General features: G+C 46.3%; 15 protein-coding genes and 1 pseudogene. 5 read left to right on the top strand and 11 right to left on the bottom strand.

The window, feature by feature from the left end:
* The first annotated feature begins 10 nt into the window (after positions 1-10).
* The 5 genes from ABY734_RS09660 (at position 11) to ABY734_RS09640 (ending at position 6380) form a co-directional block, all read left to right on the top strand.
* Complete coding sequence (locus ABY734_RS09660) at positions 11-1438, top strand: lipopolysaccharide biosynthesis protein (RefSeq protein ID WP_372778787.1); 1428 nt, start codon at positions 11-13, stop codon at positions 1436-1438.
* Positions 1431-1952 carry an acyltransferase gene (locus ABY734_RS09655; protein ID WP_372778786.1) on the top strand — a complete coding sequence of 174 codons (522 nt, stop codon included), beginning with the start codon at positions 1431-1433 and terminating at the stop codon, positions 1950-1952. Before ABY734_RS09660 ends, ABY734_RS09655 begins: the two co-directional genes overlap by 8 nt.
* 21 nt (positions 1953-1973) lie before the next feature.
* Entirely contained in the window at positions 1974-3668 is a 1695-nt protein-coding gene (locus ABY734_RS09650) for a class I SAM-dependent methyltransferase (RefSeq protein ID WP_372778785.1), read from the top strand.
* A 4-nt stretch (positions 3669-3672) separates the two neighbouring features.
* Positions 3673-4629, top strand: a complete 957-nt coding sequence (locus ABY734_RS09645; protein ID WP_372778784.1) for a GNAT family N-acetyltransferase — start codon at positions 3673-3675, stop codon at positions 4627-4629.
* Between the two features lie 392 nt (positions 4630-5021).
* Entirely contained in the window at positions 5022-6380 is a 1359-nt protein-coding gene (locus ABY734_RS09640; protein WP_372778783.1) for a polysaccharide deacetylase family protein, read from the top strand.
* A gap of 259 nt (positions 6381-6639) precedes the next feature.
* On the opposite strand, the gene ABY734_RS09635 is transcribed toward ABY734_RS09640, so the two are convergent.
* The 11 genes and pseudogenes from ABY734_RS09635 to sthA form a co-directional block, all read right to left on the bottom strand.
* A complete protein-coding gene (locus tag ABY734_RS09635; protein ID WP_372778782.1) occupies positions 6640-7593 on the bottom strand; it encodes a class I SAM-dependent methyltransferase in 954 nt (317 codons plus the stop codon).
* A gap of 345 nt (positions 7594-7938) precedes the next feature.
* Positions 7939-8139, bottom strand: a pseudogene (locus tag ABY734_RS09630) (transposase); the annotation flags it as partial.
* Between the two features lie 165 nt (positions 8140-8304).
* Positions 8305-9405 (bottom strand): glycosyltransferase family 1 protein, encoded by a 1101-nt coding sequence (locus tag ABY734_RS09625; protein WP_372778781.1) that lies wholly within the window; start codon positions 9403-9405, stop codon positions 8305-8307.
* Between the two features lie 49 nt (positions 9406-9454).
* Complete coding sequence (locus ABY734_RS09620; protein WP_372778780.1) at positions 9455-10549, bottom strand: glycosyltransferase; 1095 nt, start codon at positions 10547-10549, stop codon at positions 9455-9457.
* A 29-nt stretch (positions 10550-10578) separates the two neighbouring features.
* A complete protein-coding gene (locus tag ABY734_RS09615) occupies positions 10579-11811 on the bottom strand; it encodes a glycosyltransferase (RefSeq protein ID WP_372778779.1) in 1233 nt (410 codons plus the stop codon).
* Positions 11808-12533, bottom strand: a complete 726-nt coding sequence (locus ABY734_RS09610) for a methyltransferase domain-containing protein (RefSeq protein ID WP_372778778.1) — start codon at positions 12531-12533, stop codon at positions 11808-11810. The genes ABY734_RS09615 and ABY734_RS09610 overlap by 4 nt, the downstream gene beginning before the upstream one ends.
* Before the next feature lie 9 nt (positions 12534-12542).
* On the bottom strand, positions 12543-13397 hold the full coding sequence (locus ABY734_RS09605; RefSeq protein WP_372778777.1) for a glycosyltransferase family 2 protein: 855 nt from the start codon (positions 13395-13397) through the stop codon (positions 12543-12545).
* Positions 13398-13436: 39 nt separating this feature from the next.
* Complete coding sequence (locus tag ABY734_RS09600; protein ID WP_372778776.1) at positions 13437-15356, bottom strand: hypothetical protein; 1920 nt, start codon at positions 15354-15356, stop codon at positions 13437-13439.
* Positions 15357-15448: 92 nt separating this feature from the next.
* Positions 15449-15880 carry a pilin gene (locus ABY734_RS09595; protein ID WP_372778775.1) on the bottom strand — a complete coding sequence of 144 codons (432 nt, stop codon included), beginning with the start codon at positions 15878-15880 and terminating at the stop codon, positions 15449-15451.
* A 225-nt stretch (positions 15881-16105) separates the two neighbouring features.
* Positions 16106-16300: a hypothetical protein gene (locus ABY734_RS09590; RefSeq protein ID WP_372778774.1), complete on the bottom strand. Its 195-nt coding sequence runs from the start codon at positions 16298-16300 to the stop codon at positions 16106-16108.
* A 478-nt stretch (positions 16301-16778) separates the two neighbouring features.
* On the bottom strand, positions 16779-18167 hold the full coding sequence (gene sthA, locus ABY734_RS09585) for a Si-specific NAD(P)(+) transhydrogenase (protein ID WP_372778773.1): 1389 nt from the start codon (positions 18165-18167) through the stop codon (positions 16779-16781).
* Positions 18168-18293: the final 126 nt, after the last annotated feature.

The following is an 18293-nucleotide window of genomic DNA, read 5'->3' as shown; positions in this document are numbered from 1 at the left end:
CAAAATATTCGTGAGCGTAATAATTGGGTTCAAAAAACTACTGTCAAGTAATCGATTCGCCAAAAGCGTCTCCCTGTTAGTTGGTGGGACTGCTGGAGCTCAGTTTCTTGCAATTGTTGCGGCACCAATTCTCACTAGGTTATACAGTCCGGATCAGTTTGGCATGCTTGCGGTATTTGTTAGCTTAGTCTCACTATTCTCTGTAGTAGCAGGATTGAAGTACGATTTGGCGATACCGCTACCTGACAAAGAAATTGAGGCAGTAGCACTAACTATCTTGTCACTGATTTTTATATTTTTAGTAGTCATAATCTCGACGCTCTTTTTGTATTGGTGGGGCAATGCTCTTTCTGAAGGAATGGAAACACCGAGTTTAGGTGGCTATCTATGGCTCTTCCCAATTGCTATTGCTTTTACTGGCATCTACAACCTTCTCACTTACTGGGCGGTTCGCCTGAAAGAATTCCCTGTCGTCGCGAGAACCAAGATCCGCCAACAAATTGTAACAACGGTTACGCAGATATCCCTATTCAAGATAGGAGACTTGGGCTTACTGCTAGGAAACACCGCAGGTACCGGCATAGGCGTTTTCACACTTGCCAAGAGGGTTCTAGTAAGACCAAGCTGGAAGGAGCAACCAGTAAAACACATAGGACACGTACTAAAGCGTTATAGGAGCTTCCCTATCTTTTCAACATGGGGCGCTTTACTTAATACAGCTGGAGCTCAGATACCACCATTATTATTCGCCTCTATGTTCGGCGCGGGATTTGCTGGACTTTACGCACTTGCTCACCGTCTTATTGCGATGCCGATGGGGATGGTCGGCCAGGCAGTTGGCCAAGTATTCTTGTCTGATGCACCCGCAAAGTACCGGAGCGGAGAACTATCGGCCGCATTGAATGAGACCCACAAGATACTAATAAATTGCGTACTGCCACCTACAGCTATCCTGATTCTATTTGGACCATTGTTGTTTGGCTTCGTATTTGGTGATGAATGGAAAGCATCCGGTGAAGTTGCTTCTTGGCTCTCACTTTGGATGTTGATGGCCTTTACGACATCACCATTAAGCTCAGTGTTTATGGTTACTGAGAAGCAGCACCTCGGAATGATAATGCAGGCTGTTCTCTTGATCGTCCGTATTTCTGGAATTGGAGTGGGGGTGTTTTACCAAGACTTTATGCTCGCGGTAATATTCTTCTCGTTATTTAACGCACTCGGGTATCTGAGTTACCAGATCGTATCTTTTCAGGTACTCGGCTTACCTTGGTATATCCCGGCTAGGAACTATACACCGGCATTGATTCTGGTGTGCGTGCTGATGCTTTTGAATAGGTTTTTCTCCATTGGACAAAGCCCGGTTATGTTTGTTGCCGCACTAGCCCTCTCGGGCACCTATTACCTATACATATTGAAGAGGTTACAACGTGATTAGACGCATTATGGCCGCACTAGGTGGCGAGGGGTTCGGGAGTAGCGACTTCTCCATTCGGTTAGTGTTGAAGTGGTTTTTAATACAGAAAATAATTGGGTTTAATCGCCATGTGCCTTGGCCGGCACACTGGAGCTCGAAGATAATAGCGCCTGATAAAATTGTTCGAGGGAGCCGCTTCCCTGGATTGGGAATGGGGTGTCATATTGATGGCAGGAACGGCATTATATTCGGAAGTAATGTCTGGATTGGTCCAAGGGTAACGTTTATATCAATGAATCACAGCACTTCAAATTATCATGAATGGGTAGCCGAAGACCCTATAAGAGTCGGCAATGATTGTTGGTTTGGAGCAAATTCTGTTGTTTTACCTTCGGTTGTACTGGGTGATCACACGGTGGTTGCAGCTGGCGCGGTAGTTACCAAGTCATTTCCCGAAGGGAATCAGATCTTAGCCGGTAATCCAGCCAAAGTTGCAAAAGAAATTTCAAATTACCTTCACACTGCAACACGCTAGTTTGGCCAAGGTTTAAATTTAATGCCCCAGAACTATTTCATACACGTTGGCGCTCCGAGAACAGGAACCTCGTTCCTGCGCAGCGAAGTTTTCCCCAGGCTTTCCAATATTCATTTTTCAAACAAACAGTCTGTCAAAAATTATACAACTTGCTATTTTGATGAACTCTCGCACTATGGAGACGGCGATGAACTCTCCATTGCAATGAAAGAACTAGCCAAGCCAGAAATCGACTTCTGTGCTGACAAAAAAACACTAGTTTCAGAAGAGCATATGTTGTGGTCAGCTTATCACCTATTCGGCAATGTTGGCTCACGAGCCATGATTTTAAAGAAACGCTTTCCGGATGCGAAAATTATACTAACTATCAGGCGCCAACCAGAGTTCTTGTTGTCAGTTTATTCTTATTTAAAGTCTTTGAGAACGAAAGAGATTGGGCAACACTTAAAAAGTCCATGGCATTTTGTGAATTACGCACCTCTTGTAAGGGATGTAAAAATCAAGCACACCCTTGGCATTCCATCAGGGTTAGAGTGGAACGAATATAAATCTACCTACGACATAGGGAAAAATTATTTCAATCGCCGCGCCCGCCACTTTATTGCCGCTGATTTTAGCTGGTTAGCTCTGTATGGCACTTATACGGATTTATTTGGCGCAGAGAATGTGCTGGTACTGCCCCAGGAAATATGGAGGCGGAGGCCCGTTGATGGCATAGAGCTTTTGGAAAGATTCACTGGAGAGAGAGTCAACCAAGACGGCATCAACTTAGACGCCAGGGTTAACGCGATAGACGCAAGATTTCGAGTAACAGGCTCAACCGCCGAGGATTTCAAAAACTTTATTCAAGGATTAACGTATCAGGATAATGAAGAATTGAACCGACTCCTCACTAACTTGGATCTGGAGGAACTCGGCTACACGAAAAGAGTTACCAGCCAAAGTAAGCGTGTTTCCATCGGGGTAGGAAAGCCAGGCATCGACGCAGGAAAGAATAAGCAAAGGGCTCTAAATATTATTCGCCAAAAAACTGTGAGGCTAGGCTTCTTCCCAACCACCTTGGAAGCGCTCCAGTTCGTTCTACGAGAACTTACCATTCGATTGAAGATAAAACAACGCGTTTATCGTATGAGGCAAGGGTTTATAGACAGGATAAGAGGGCTTGACTTCGAACGGATTGAATCGCTCGACAGCCTGTCCTTGAACCCTGATATTTCAGAGAAATATGAAGGCTCCAAAATAGATGAACTGAAAGCGCTTTTTGAAAAAGTAAGTCTTCCGGAGCGAATTCGTTTTTTAGACTTAGGTTCTGGCAAGGGGCGTGTTGTATGTTTTGCATCTACCTTGAACGGTGTTGAAATCTCCCGGGGAGTTGAAATCTCTCGCAAGCTTTGTCTCATTGCTAAAAAAAACGTTTCGATTCTAGAGTGTGAGAACTGCGAAATAATAAACAATGATGTCTTGGACTTAGACAATTCCATAATAAGAGATAGTAACGTTTTCTATTTTTACAATCCTTTTCCTCGCCCAGTTTTTCGCCGCACGCTAGATCGAATTGCAGAATCAATTGACCGTCGAAGGCCCGATATAGTTATTATCTATTTTAATCCTGTAGATTCGGACGTCATTGAAGATAGATTTAAAGGTCGATTTCATAAGAGAGAATACAAGAATAAGATTTCCAGTGCCGCAACCTATGTATATTGGATTAGATGAACATATGACCGGTAATGCAAAGCGCTATTATAGGGATTGGTCAGCCACTGAACCAACGCTTCCAATTTTTTCGAAAGGTTGGTGGCTTGATGCAGTAGCGCCTGACGGGTGGTCAGTCACGATAGTTGAGAACGATGGTTCTGTTGCTGCGTGCATGCCCTATATTAAATTCAGAAAAGGGCCATACACTGTACTTGGAATGCCACCTTTAACTCAAAACCTAGGCCCTTGGATAAGTCATTCAAGTGCGAAGTACCCAAAGCGGCTCGCGCGAGAAAAGGATTTAATGGGAAAGCTAATCGACCATCTTCCTGATTATCATGGCTTTTATCAGAACTGGCATTATTCGAGGAGCAACTGGCTACCTTTCTACTGGCGAGACTTTAGTCAAACCACTCGTTATACATACGTTATTGAGGGGCTTTCAAAGCTTGACGCGGTTTTCTCCGAATTTGAACATTCCAAAAGAAAAAACATAAAAAAGGCAGAGGAATCGGTCATAGTTTCTTGGGATCTTGGTCCGGACGAGTTCTACCATAATCATAAAATGACCCTCCGGAAGCAAGGGCAGACTATCGCCTACAGTTATGACGTCTTTAGAAGGGTTTATGATTCTTCCCATCAACGTGGAATGGGGCGGATATTGGCGGCTTACGATAGCTCTAGAAACCTTCATGCAGCTCTGTTTATTGTCTTTGATGAAATGAGCGCATACGACCTTATAAGCACAATCGACCCAGATTTCAGAGCTTCCGGAGCCGCGTCCTTGCTTGTAAAAGAAGCCATTAAATATACTGCGGAAAGAGGACTGAATAAGTTCGATTTCGAAGGTTCGATGATTGAGTCAGTGGAACGATCGTTTCGCAATTTTGGTGCTCGCCAGGTGCCCTATCATGCTGTTAGCCACGTGCCCTCTCGCACTTTTCGAGTCGTAAAAGCGTTCGGGCAGTTTTTGAAGTGATACTCTCCCGTTTCCCGCTTGGTATAACAAAGGTTCTAGGAAAATATACGAGAAGTCACCAGCAAACCGAAAGAAGAGGCTATTTTCTACAAAATTCATAACAATCCTGTGGTGATCTTCGCAAGCCCCGGGAGCACTATCAGATCACTATTCGACCGGCATGCGGGGGACTACCAAGTAGCCCGCACTGCATCAAGAAGCTTTTTTAAAGCTCAATGGTAGAACTTATCGAGCCGCACTTCAGAAGTTTTGGCACTATTCAGACGCCATACTATAATAAATATACGCTAGAAAATTGGTTCAGCCCTTATGCCGCGCGTGATATTGTCAACGATTAGATCAAAGCACCGGCTCTTTCGCTGGTCTAATGCTCCCACTCCGAAAAGTTCCTAATGATGAATTTCACCCACGCAAGTATCAGTTGGCTCGAAATTCTATTGGAAGAACGGTTCGGGCAAAAGTTTCGTCTAACCCCAAAAGACGATAGCTTGAAGTTAAGTTTGGCCGGAGCCTCCGGCCAAATACTGTTTGATAGGCTGCTGCCAGAGTTTCATCAGTCGAGATCTGATTTCGGGTGCGCCCACTGGGATGCAACGCCGGAGGGCTTCATCGCGAACGTAGGATCTTTTCTGCCAGCGCCAGGTGTCGAGGATTTAGTTCGCCCGTTAGTCACACATACCGATAGCAGCATTGTGGTGAATTACGATATTCTTGGGCTAATCTACTGGATGCTCACCCGATTGGAGGAAATTGGCCGTACTGACCTAGACAGTCACGGACGCTTTCCGGCATTAGCCTCTCACGCTCACCAACATCGCTATCTGGAGCGGCCCATCGCGGATGAGTGGATGGAAATCCTCAGACAAATTATCTGTCGTCAGTGGCCGCAACTGGCCATAAAACAGCACCGATTCACAGTGAAGATATCCCATGATGTCGATAGCCCCAGTCGATATGGTTTCAAAGACGTCAAAGGACTAATTCATACAATTGCGGCCGATATTGTTAAGCACGACAAGGTCAAAAGTGCCGTTGTTGCACCCTGGGTATATCTAAACAGCGATAAAAGGCTGCATCCACTTGATCCCGAAAATACCTTCGAGTGGATTATGGATCAATCAGAAAAATTTGGTTTAAGAAGCGCCTTCTATTTTATGTGTGGCCGCACTGATCTCGCGTATGATGCAGAGTATGAACCTGAGCACCCAGCTGTCCGAAGACTTATGCGTCAGATCCATGAACGTGGACACGAAATAGGACTGCACCCAAGTTATGGCACTTACCAGAGTTCCGAAAAGATTATTCAGGAAGCCATTCGCCTGCGCCAAATTTGCGATAACGAAGGTATTGACCAACAGGAATGGGGCGCGCGTATGCACTTTCTCCGCTGGAAACAGCCGGACACCCTTACGGCACTCGACGAAGCCGGACTAGCATATGACAGCAGCTTGGGCTATGCCGATCACCCAGGATTCAGGTGTGGGACATGCTTTGAATACCCAGGCTTTGACCCCATCGCCGACAAACAATTAAAGCTTCGAGTACGTCCATTAATCGCAATGGAACAAACAATTATTTCGGATTTATACCTAGGTCTAGGTTCATCTGAGCGGGCGTACCGTAAACTATTGGACCTAAAGAATGCCTGCCGATCAGTAGGAGGTGTATTTACGCTTTTATGGCATAACTCATCGTTGTCAAATAAGAAACTCCGCTCTATCTATTATCGACTACTCGATGATTCGCATTAATTTTCGATAGTCTTTCGAAGAAAGAAGGGGAAAATGAAGAATTGATTACAACAAGTAATTTCGTATTTTCTTATTCTTCAGCAAGTGTGCTATGGCGGTAAATTCTGGCCCAGGGCATAAGTTTCGTGGAAGCCCTTCTAGCCAAGAGAGAAGAAGCCGAACCCTCACCTTTTCAATCCTAGGTTGTCAGATTGGCGAGAAGTAATCGATACCAGCCATGCACGGAGAGCCCCCGTTTTCTAAATAACCAGCCGCACTATCACTCTGCTATTCTTAGTAGTACATAGTTATGCTTCTTCAAGAAATTCCGATAGATTGGCGCCCCTATATTCTCCAAAAATCGTTTCAACGTTCGCCAATTAGTTGCGTGAGAATATTGCATAGCAATAGGAATCTGGACCTCGCGCATACCAACCCGCTCCCCCATTTTCTCTAAGGATTTTCGTTGAAAGCAGTTAATATGCTCTAGAGGCGCTACAGGATTCAACGATAATCTAGTTCCCTTTTTTGCTTGCCAATCCATATGACGCAATCGCTGTTGAATATTACTAGCGTTGGGAACGCTAATTTTCAGTATCCCACCCTCCTTCAACCCTGACTTAAGATGTAAAATTGTCTCTAGCGGATCCGATAAATGTTCAAATACTTGCTCAGTATTGATGAGGTCGAATTTTCTTTTGGGTATATCTTTCCAGTTTACGACCGTCAGCGCATTCAAACTGGCATAATCTCTTCTAGCGTTAGATAGCTCAAATCCAAATGAATTACAACCAAATGCCTTTGCCATGAGCGCCCACTTCCCCCACCCCATACCATAATCAAGAAAGTCGAGCTTGCGAGGTGATACATTAAAATAATCGATAAACGTCGAAATTTCCTGCGCATACCCGCAAAACGTATCAAGATCATCATTGATCAGATGCTGATTAAAGACCACACTCGGATCAATCCACTTTTCGTAAAGCCGAAAGGCTAGCTCATTGTTGGGCACATATTTCTGAAAAATCAAGTCGCATAGATTACATTGTACAAGCGAGAAACAAGCATCCTCTAGATAGCTAAATTCGATAACACCACCCACCGTGCCATAAAATTCTAGTAAATAGTTAAACAGCGGCGGCTTCGTATACTCACATTCGTACTTCAGAGTTAAATCAACCGATTGGCAAACCGGGCATTGATCTCTCTGAATAAAATACTTACCTTTTTTCAAAACACCGCCCTCTACTGACCTGCACCCAAAATCTAAGCCATCCTCTGCTTGACCTTACCCCCGGTTTAGTACCAATCCGGCGTCACTATAGCCTTTAAATCCTTGTGGTTAACATCCAGGTCTTCTCGGCGCAGCAGCAGGATAGGCAGCCTGCGAAATTCTCAGAAACGGCCCTCGCCGGCCAACTCGGGCAGCCTGACCTGTATATCCCGGCCATCCGACTGCTCCCGCGACTGATAACCTAGGGTTGAACCTGATACACCCAGCGTCGGCACGCGACGCTGGTAGAAATGCTTTTCCGCTCGAATCGTTGCAACGGCCTCACGTTTATTATGCGGGGTGGGATCAGTACTTAGAGTTCAGGCTAGCCTTGAGCGCATCGGCATCCAGCATGGATTCAGCCAGCAGGTGCTTAAGCTTGGCATTTTCCTCCTCGAACTGCTTTAGGCGTCTAATTTCCTGCACTTCCATATTCCCGAACTTCTTGCGCCAAATATAAAACGTGGCGTACGACACCCCATGCTTGCAGCAGGTGTCTTTGACCGGAACCCCGGCCTCAGCCTATTTTAAAACGGCAACTACCTTCTCAGCGTTGAATCACTTCTTCAAATCGGTATTCCCCGTCGTTTGCGGATTTTACTATGTTACAAATGGCGCGGCCAGCGGGGCGGGAAGCGGGTCAAACTAAACTAGCACCTGAACTATAGAAGCTTATAAATTAGTGGAAAGTCGACTATAAAGTTGCTCAAAAATCTTAACTTTAGAGATATAGTGACTAGCGCGCTCTCTAACTAGCTGCCGCGAACTCCTTCTGTGCTCCTTTGAGAATTCCAAAATTTTCCCAATCGAAGCCTCACCTACCACATGAAACTCAAACCCACATGGAAGTGCCGAGTCTATATGATCTGAATATACAGGAATACCTACAGATAAGTACTCTCTAGTTTTTAAAGTACAGGCCTCAGACATTGACTTTCGGTCAAGCGCCAAGGATGAAATTCCGCACCAGCTTTTTTCATACAAGCTCACCAATTCCGCATATTCCAAAACCCCGTGCAACTTAATACGAGCATCTAGGCAGCATCGACGCTGTAATCGCTCCGGAACATTTCCCACGATATGCAAAACGAAATCAGATGAGTTTCCATCAAAACTATCTATCAATCGATCCAAACCATGCCAAGGCACGAAGCTGCTCGCAACGAAAATAATTTCCGGGATATCCTCTCGTCGGTCTTCTAATTCAATATTCTCCATTGCGATCCCATTAGGATAGATCAACGCAGACTTTCCGTTCAAATCAGAACAGATACGTTGCAGCTCATATCTCAGGATTTCCTCAGTAACAGCTATTACACCCTTTGATTTATTAATGGAGTAGGCACCAAGCATCAGCTCTAGAAAACATGCTAAATAATTGAGCGGAAATGACAATAACACCCTCAACTCCGAGAGTTCTTTCGTATGATGAACGGTATAAACCTTTTGGCCATATTTTCTCAGGAAAGCAGCTTGATCGACGCTATGCATCATATGACGTAGTAGAACCAGATCATATTCTTCAGCCAGCTTTTCTACTTTATTAAAATAGGCTCTCCGTATGTTAAAGTAACTAAAAATTGCGCTCGCACTTTTAGGTACGTTCAAACTTTTAACAACTTCAGATTCTGGGAAATCATTAGTGTACAACCTGCAATCCCATGCAATACCCAAACGACTCGCGGCTTCTTGCTCCCATAGCATCTGCTTAACAACACCTTTTGAAGGATTCGTCATATAAGCAACGTGCAGCACTTTTAAGCTTCTAGACATACTGAACTCGCTTCCGCGCCGCAATAGACAGTCGTTCTACTTCCGAAGTTCACCTTAGAAGCAACTCAAGATGCCGATTAACAGCAACCTCTGCAGAATACTTCATACTTCTCACGGCGACATCCAGCCTGTAAATTCTACTGTCACATATCAGGCTAACAATCTCTTGAGCAAGCGACTCTACGTCTCCAACGGGCACCAACGCGCCGTATTTACCTTGCGATAGAAGCCCTGATGGACCAGACTTGCAGTTAGTCGCTACAATCTTTTTACCCAGCACCATTGCCTCAATAAGCGCTATAGGTTGCCCTTCCCACAAAGAACTCATTACAAATCCATCTGCATGCTGCATAAAACTATATGGGTTCGAATGAATTCCAGGCATAGAAACCAATTCGTCCAATTTGAGTTGCCTTACGAGGTTTTCCAAACTAGCGCGCAGCCGCCCTTCCCCCAAAATAATAAGCCTCACGGAAACCTTCTCTTGAGCGGCTGCCAATGCTTTTATCAGAGTTGCGTAGTCTTTCTGTAGCTCAAGCCTTCCAACGGCCACCAATACAGGCGTGCTTTTTTCAACAAGCCAGGAATGATCAGGAGGACGCTTGGCAAGTTCGTATATGCGCTCATGCTCCACGAAATTGTCTATCGCAACCCCACATCTCGCGATGCCAGGGTTAACTTCGATCAGGTCTCTCAGAGCTTCTTCGCTAACTGTAATTACTTTATCGGCACGGTGATAAAGAAAGCGAACACCAAACCGCTGAAGAACACCCCGCAGGTCATCCCCGCTATTTTCATGTCGCAACCACAAAACACCGCGAAAACGACAAAGAAACGAAGATATCAAGACAGCTATGTTGGTCCCAGTTACACTGGAAATTAAGATATCAGGCTCTGACTTTCGCCAGAGGAAAGCCAACTGAAATATACTGTTTAGCGCCAGTGCCAGCTTCCCTAACCGTCTCGATGATAAAACTTTGACGGAAACATTTTCTGGTAAACTCGATACAAAAGGTCCCCCACCTTGTAAGACCACCAAAGTTGTAATGTAGCCCTTTATAGAAAAAGCCTGTGCCAGCGATATCATAATACGCTGAGCACCGCCGAATTTTAAATCAGGGATTACTAATGTGATCTTATCCATCTAGAAACTGAAAAAACGAAATGATTTAATTAATCCAACCCTCTTTTACCAAGAAGATCGCGGTAAGACCAAACCAAAAGTTCCCAATCAAAGAGCCTTGACGTGTTATAAGCTTCGTAAGAAACGACAGACAGTCTATTGGGCGACTCATCTATCACCTCTCGCAGCTTTTGACATAGCGCGGCATGATCACCGCCAGGCACAAGATAGCCGTTGAAACCATCCTTTAGATATTCATCCGCCCCTGAACTGGTCGTTGCAACAACGACCGCACCGACTGCCAGAGCCTCCATCAGCACAACGGGCATACCCTCTTCATCACCGGAAGATGTGTCTACCGACGGAATGCAAACTATATCTGCCTCCAACAAAAGCTGTTCTTTTCTTCGATCTTTCACAAAGCCAACAAACTCAACAATTGATTCAATACCAAATTCTTTTACTAAATTCTTGTAAGACGCAAACTCCGGACCATTTCCGGCCAGTACAAGTCGAACATCCTTCGATCTAGAAAGCATGAGCACAGATTTCAGCAGAAAATCAACACCTTTTTTTTCAACAAACCTGCCTAGAAATAGTATCGTTGTTAGTCCTCTATCTCTAGGGTATTTCTGCCTCCGATTTGGCATAACAATCCCCATAGGAATAACTGCCAACTTTTGCTTAAACTCATTCTCCCATTCTAGGTTGGTAAAAAACCTTTTAAGCTTAGACGATGTTTTTTTAGACACAGCGGTGTACGCCGATGCACGCCTACAAACTGCTCTTACCATAGCTTTTGAAAACGGGATGTTCCCCAATACTGAAACATCTGACGCATGGGTCGTAAAAACAAAAGGAGTCGCTGTCAATTTCGATACAATCGCCGAGCTAATTGCTTGAGGCGTAAACCAATGAGCATACAGAATTTCAGGCTTTTCTTTCTTCACCAAGAGATATAGAGAAATTAAATGAAAGGCAAGAAAAAAGGGCAACGTGGCAGCTGACCAAGGCTTACTCCGAAGAGTCGACATGATGCCTCCGCCAGCAACCAACTCCAATCGCCTTGGGAGAAAATAGTGGAATCTACTCTCTTTGTAAAATCTGACAAACGCTCCGCAATCTCGAGCTGAACTTTCGCTTAAGTAATTGTATGGCGCATGCACAATGAAAGAGATCTCGGGATCAAACTTTTTGAGGGCGAGCAGTTGCTGATAGACGAAATCTGGAATTTTGTCGTCCGGATGCATCGGAAAAGTTGAAGTGGTAACAACAATTTTCACGAAGATTTCCTAAGAATAAATGTATAGCCCAAAGGGAATATATTGTTATCAACACTCACGGCATTACGATGAAATAGCAACCCGCTTAAATTTAGCGCAGTGAAAACCACCACCAACAAAGGCAAAAAAAACATCTTAAGGAATACAGGAAAATCAAGAAAAGACTTGGCCAAAAATAGATTCACAAGCACAACTATAGTAGAAGCACTGTTGCCAGAACTATATTTCTCTACGATATCGAACCCTGATTTTAAAAACATCTTTTCTAGCCCGTATATAGTCCATCTGCTGAAATCACTTGGCGCATCATGAATTGGATAAAGAAAAGGCACTGAAACTATAGCCACCCCACCTTCTGCCAAAACTCTGGCAGCTTCTCTGACCGACTCCAATGGCTCCGCCAAGTGCTCAAGCACTTCTAAAATCAAAACAGTGTCAAATACGCCGCTGAAAAATGGAAGCGCGTCGGCGGACCCGTATACATTCGGATTACCCTTATACAGCGAACCCGTTATCGGATAGTCCAACCCAAAGTATTCGACAGAGTTATCGCCTACCCAATAAACAGGCTGGTCACCGCATCCAATATCTAGTATCCGTCCGCAAGCGTTAGAGACTGCCAACTTATAGCGATGGCGCTCTATATAACTAAGTAAAAACTGAGGGTGAAAGGGGAATAAACGAAGTTTTTTTATCATTGCGCTTAGTTTCGTGCCGCTCACAAATTCACCCTAGACATCTTTATATAGCAAGCTCGTAATCTGTTCCGATATTAATCCCATAAGAAATACAATCAAACTTGATGTAATCATTAGCGCGCTCATATTAGTAAATCGCTCAAAACTATGGAATGTATAGCCATACCAGCCCAATCCGCCAGCAAGGAGCGCTAGTGACAACGGAAAGAAAACCTTCAGCGGGGAATACAACGTCCCAACTTTGAATATAATAAGCAAAAATCGCAAACCATCCCTGACTACGTTAATGTGGCTTTTTCCTTGCCTACTTCGGGCGCGAATGGATTCGAAAGCAACTGAATACCCTGCTCGATAGAATGCCATTGTCGATGTAGTTGGGTACGAAAAGCCATTTGGAAGAATATAGAGAAACTCTCTAAACTTCTTTGCATTAACGACCCTTAGCCCCGATGTAAGATCCTCAATCTTATGACCCGTAATAAATGAAGCAAAGCGGTTATAAAAGCCATTAGCCAGCCTCCTCGCTACGCTCGCTTGAGAGTCGTTCGTTCGTGCCCCTATGACAAGGTCGTACCCCTCTTCCAACCGGGCAATCAACCGCTTAATATCCTCCGGGGCATGCTGTCCATCACCATCCATGAAGATCAAATACTCGCCCTGCGCAACTCGTGCGCCAGCTTTAATTGACGCTCCATTCCCTTTAGAATACGGGTGTTTTATCTGGATAACGAAATTCTCATTACACACAGCACTCGTTGAGTCTGTAGACCCATCGTTCACTACGATAATCTCACTGTCTTCATCGAGTACCGCTCTTAGTTCCGGAATTAGCCTCCGCAGACCTAATTCTTCGTTCTTCGCAGGTATAACGACACTAAACTTTGGCATCTATCTATTTCTCAATTTACTAACTTTCGCATTACCAGATCAACGTGCTGCGTGCGCAAGTGCTTTGTATCGCTCTATCTTTAATAGATATTCATCCCGCAACTTATTCGTTAATCTGCCAGCTTGCCGCTCACGCTCCATTGCAATGTTGAGCGCTTCGATTACTTTGGGATAGTCACCAACCGCCACAAACACGCCAGCTATTCTGAGTATAGAATCGACACTGGGCAGCATTTGATCCACTGTCTGATAGGACCGCAGCGCCGAATTAGCGTCTCTCTCCCACATATGAAGGTTACCATCCAGTACCAGGATGCTTGCCATGGAAGCCCGATGCCTCTCGCCCTCATGTAAGTCAAACATCGCCCAGATAAATTCATGTACTTCCCCTGGGTTCAATCCGCAACGACCCTCCATTATCCCTTGAACGATACTATCCAAAGCAGGCCTTAACCCATCTGTCCAACGATGATGATCGACATTATCCAACACATCACTCAATGCGACCGGAGACTTCTCACCGTACCGACAGGCAATATCAGTCATCATCACCGGGATACTTATATCAAAGGGAAATCGCGCGTAAGATTCTTCTAAACTGAATAAGGCCTCCCTCGGCATAGCCGATGCTGCTAGAAAGTGGGCATACGTGCGTTGTGCGCGAGGAGAATCCGGATGCTCAACGGCCCATATCGGTATGATTCTTCGCAGTTCTGACCACTCTCCCGCATAGCCCCAGGTTATGGAAGTAGAGATAGCGAAAAGAATAGGAATAAAGATGCCGGAAAAACGCGTCATATCGACATCCTGAGAAAAACGCCTCAGAAGGGCATACACCCCCCAAACGATGACAATCACAGGTCCAACTAGGGGCAAATAATTCCTGTGCTCAAAATAAATCTCCAAGGGAATAGTCGTTGACTCAAGAAGATGTCCTGCGAAATACCAAAGGATACCAAGACTAATCGCAGGGTACTTTCGACGAACCGATATTGCATGGACCAGCAAACCCACAATGATCAAAAAAGAAAACACAACAGGCGGGCGTATTGAACGATAGATATTAAAGTCATCTTGAAATAGACCAAGACCAGACACTTGCCAACTAAAAATACTGCCAAGGTAGTCCAGCAACACAACAGGTTGCGTCAAAAGCCGGTCGTACATTGAGAACGTTCGAATTGTATAACTATCGGCCCAACGAGGAAGGTTAAATACATAAGCCACAATCACAATGGTTGGCAGATAAAGAAAAAGTATCTTCCACCAAAGCAGCAACTTTCCACTTTGAAATCTCGAAAGTACGGTTAACTCAACTACCAACAAAAGCACCGGGAGCAATACGCCATTTTCTTTGCTGAAAGCTGCCAGCGCCGTGCAAATAACCCAAGATACGGACATAAGCAACAAGGCGGTAAGACCAGGCCTTTCTCCCGAACGCATCCGCACGACAACGTGCAGAAACACCCCGAGCAACACAAAAAGCGCTGCAAGCTGCGACATCCTTTGCACCGGGTAGAGAACAGTTGACACCTGCATAGGGTGAGCTAGCCACAAGGCCGCCACTCCTAAAGACAGCCAGTTCGCGGTGATAGCCGGCGTGAGCAGTAAAAACAAGCGTCTTCCCAGCGAGAAAATAACCACACCTATGAGAAGGTGTATAAGTATATTTGTCTTTTTATAACCCGCGGGCTCAGACGGCCACGCATTATCATCTAAAAGAAAACTGAGTTTCGCTATCGGCCGACCTAGGGGCCCCGCCTTTCCTTTGTCAAGGTAGCTTTTGACAGACGAAGCATCATTCACATCAACGCCGCCGCTCATCGCCCCCAGATTGTCAAAATCGTCCAACATAAATGCGCCGGGAAGGCCTGCTTTAAATGCAAAACCCACAGTCACCAGAACCAGCATAAATGCCACAGACAACAGCGCTTGTTGCTTAAATGTTAGACCGTCCAATTACCAAATCCCGTCATATTACTTAACAATAAATCCATAAAAAAAAGCCCCCAGTGAAGGGGGCTCTATATCAAAACAGAACTAAATAGTTCTTAGCGGCAATTCGCAGGACGGTACTTAGCTGGAAGAGTACCACCCGTGCAATCTACCGTAACACCACTATTAGATCCTTGCACAAGATACTCAAAAGTGGTGGTATCTGCAGTCCCACCCAAATTGCCCAACGTATAGGTCAAGAGAGTACCAGTGGAGCTAGTTGCAAATGTAATGTTTGTAACATACTGGCTCTGACCAGCATCAGTACTGATACCAGCTTCATTGGTATTCGCCGGCATGCTGCCTTGGCTGAGATAGTATTCGGCAACATTTGTACGGGCAGCGCTAGCAATAACGACAACCTCAGAAACTTTCGCTCGAATCGTATAGTCTTGATAAGCTGGCAGCGCAACTGCAGCCAAAATACCGATAATCGCAACAACGATCATCAGCTCGATCAAAGTAAAACCTTGCTGAACTTTCTTCATAATAATCTCCAGATCATTTTTGTTTACTCCAGCGTCACCCCGTAGAGAGCCACTTTTGCACCCTAGTTCTGATGCAGAAGGCATGCCAACACGGAAAAACTATACAAAATCTTAAAAATCAAAGACTTAATATAAAGCAACCCAAAAGGATTCCATCTAGCCCAAGCGAACTGACAAGTTTCGAGCGCACTGGTGACATATTTTGTCATACAGGCTGTCGCTATGCTAGAAATCCAACTCCATATCATCCAACCCCAGATCCTCAATCAGGCGCCGGCGCTCCATTCGCTCTTCGATCTTTCTGCGGATGGAGTTATCCCGGCCTCCCATAAACACCCCGCGGTCAAAGCCATCGGGAGAATCGTCTTCGAAGGCATCATCGAAATCGTCTGTCGCCGCTTCAGACAGGTCTTTCGCCATAACTATCACTCCTCTCAAATGCGATAGATAAACCTGAAATATCGACTTGCCGGAACCGGCTATCGTCAGCGCTTATTTATGTCTAAACGCGGGGGGTGTCAATAAAAAAATGATTAACAATTTATGACTGGATACGCGACGGGGCCGGGTGGCCACCGCCGCGTTTGATCTGGGTGGGGAATGGCGATCCCTCGCCTAACCTCTCGTCCCTGAGAGCCCCATTGCAGATTGTCTGCAGGCGAACAAACAGCTACGCCGCTGACGCATTCAGAAAAATCTACAGGGGAAGAAAGATGGTGTGAGGCATCCAAATCCCTTTGGTTTGCGTGCAGATTCCTTCTGAACGAAGCTTTACTGTATATCCGTTCATGTCTTGGCGTCAAGCCCTATGACTCAATTTTCTTGGTTGCGTGACGCAGATCTGGCCATTTTGCCCGCGCATGCCCTCACCCCAACCCTCTCCCAGAGGGAGAGGGTGTTAAAGACGGTTGATGCCGTTCAGAGCCGCGGTGCGATAGGCCTCGGCCATGGTTGGGTAGTTGAAGGTTGTGGTTATAAAGTAGCGCAGGGAGTTGCCCTCCCCTTTCTGCTTCATGATGGCCTGGCCGATATGGACGATCTCGGCGGCTTCGGCGCCGAAGCAGTGGATGCCAAGTATCTCCAGCGTCTCCACATGGAAAAGCAATTTAAGCATACCTACCGTTTCGCCGCTGATCTGGGCGCGGGCGGTGTCCTTGAACAGCGCCCTGCCTACCTCGTAGGGCACACGCGCCTCGGTCAGTTCGCGCTCGGTGGCGCCGACCGAGCTGATTTCAGGCAGCGTGTAGATACCAGTGGGCACATCGTCGACAAAGCGGCAGTTCTCTTTGCCCCTGGCCGAGGCAGCAGCCGAACGACCTTGATCGTAGGCGGCGCTGGCCAGGCTGGGCCAACCGATGACATCACCGGCGGCGAAGATGCCTTCGACCGAAGTTTCGTAGTGTTCATCCACCTCAAGCTGGCCGCGGTGGTCAGCTTTGAGCCCAATGGCGTCCAGATTCAGGCTGTCTGTATTCCCGGTGCGGCCGTTACACCAGAGCAGGGCATCGCCGCGCAGTCTTTTGCCTGACTTGAGTACTACTTCCACGCCGTCTTCAGTCGCGCTCACCTGACTGAATTCTTCTCGATCCCGGATCATTACTCCGAGATTCCGAAGGTGGTAGCTGAGTGCATCTGAAATCTCGCCATCGAGAAACTCCAGCAAGCGATCACGGGTATTGATCAGCTCCACCTTGATACCCAAACCCGAAAAGATTGACGCGTACTCACAACCGATTACCCCGGCGCCATAGATCAGAATCTTGCGCGGGGTGTGGGCCATATCCAGTACCGTATCGCTGTCGTAAATACGCGGATGAGAAAAGTCGATATTGTCCGGGCGGTAGGGCCGCGAACCCGTGGCAATAACAACCTGATCGGCACTCACCCTATGCTCCCGCCCCTGTTGACTGATGGCGAGTGTGTTGCGATCGACAAAGCGGGCCTGCCCGGCAATCACTTCGATTCGGTTGCGCTGATAGAACTTGCTGCGCATGGCCACCTGACGCTTGATCACATCGTCGGCGGCGCTCAGCAGGCGGGGATAGGTCAGCGTGCGCGGATCACCCAGATCGCGAAACAGCGGATTGCGGTTGAAGCGCATCACCTGACGCACCGTATGGCGCAAGGCCTTGGACGGGATGGTGCCCTGATGAGTACAGGCGCCGCCTACCCAGCTTTGCTGTTCAATGATGGCTACGCGCTGGTCATGCTTTACCGCATTCAGCGCCGCACTTTCACCGGCTGGGCCGCTGCCAATCACCAGAAGGTCGTAGTGAGGATTTGTCATTTATTTATCACTCTCCGGACAAGACTGCAGGCCAAAACGATCTGAGTTTCGGCTATCTCTTCTCCCCCCCCATTGGTCCAAATGCTCATGAGAACCGAGGACATTCTATCGCAAGCAGGGACTTCC

Origin of the sequence: Litorivivens sp. (assembly GCF_041624475.1) — a bacterium.
Classification (GTDB): Bacteria; Pseudomonadota; Gammaproteobacteria; order Pseudomonadales; family Spongiibacteraceae; genus Litorivivens.
This window is presented reverse-complemented; position numbering and strand designations above follow the sequence as displayed.

Coding starts and splice junctions, on each gene's coding strand:
- ABY734_RS09650 (WP_372778785.1), top strand. CDS start 1,974: ATGCCCCAGAACTATTTCATACACGTTGGCGCTCCGAGAACAGGAACC.
- ABY734_RS09645 (WP_372778784.1), top strand. CDS start 3,673: ATGACCGGTAATGCAAAGCGCTATTATAGGGATTGGTCAGCCACTGAA.
- ABY734_RS09640 (WP_372778783.1), top strand. CDS start 5,022: ATGATGAATTTCACCCACGCAAGTATCAGTTGGCTCGAAATTCTATTG.
- ABY734_RS09625 (WP_372778781.1), bottom strand. CDS start 9,405: ATGTCTAGAAGCTTAAAAGTGCTGCACGTTGCTTATATGACGAATCCT.
- ABY734_RS09620 (WP_372778780.1), bottom strand. CDS start 10,549: ATGGATAAGATCACATTAGTAATCCCTGATTTAAAATTCGGCGGTGCT.
- ABY734_RS09605 (WP_372778777.1), bottom strand. CDS start 13,397: ATGCCAAAGTTTAGTGTCGTTATACCTGCGAAGAACGAAGAATTAGGT.
- ABY734_RS09595 (WP_372778775.1), bottom strand. CDS start 15,880: ATGAAGAAAGTTCAGCAAGGTTTTACTTTGATCGAGCTGATGATCGTT.
- ABY734_RS09590 (WP_372778774.1), bottom strand. CDS start 16,300: ATGGCGAAAGACCTGTCTGAAGCGGCGACAGACGATTTCGATGATGCC.
- sthA (WP_372778773.1), bottom strand. CDS start 18,167: ATGACAAATCCTCACTACGACCTTCTGGTGATTGGCAGCGGCCCAGCC.